Source organism: Streptomyces zaehneri (assembly GCF_032248645.1).
In the GTDB taxonomy this organism is placed as follows: domain Bacteria; phylum Actinomycetota; class Actinomycetes; order Streptomycetales; family Streptomycetaceae; genus Streptomyces; species Streptomyces coriariae.
This window is the reverse complement of sequence record NZ_JASTTJ010000092.1, coordinates 1-255: the sequence shown is the minus strand read 5'-3', so window position 1 is coordinate 255 and position 255 is coordinate 1. Positions and strand designations below refer to the sequence as shown.

1 protein-coding gene is annotated in these 255 nt (G+C 65.1%); it reads left to right on the top strand.

Annotation, left to right across the window (positions count from 1 at the left end):
• Positions 1-255 (top strand): heterodisulfide reductase-related iron-sulfur binding cluster (locus QQM72_RS40780; protein ID WP_314225847.1); only part of this gene is annotated, 255 nt, incomplete at both ends.

Here is a 255-nt window from a genome sequence, read left to right as displayed (position 1 = left end):
AGATCTACACGCCCCCGCGCGAGATCATCGCCAGCGTGCCGGGCCTGCGCAACGAGGAGATGCACCGCCACAAGGAACGCGGCTTCTGCTGCGGCGCCGGCGGCGCACGCATGTGGATGGAGGAGCGAATCGGCAAACGCATCAACAACGAGCGCGTCGACGAAGCCCTCTCCCTCAACCCCGACATCGTCTCCACCGCCTGCCCGTTCTGCCTCGTCATGCTCACCGACTCCGTCAACGGCAAGAAGAACGAAG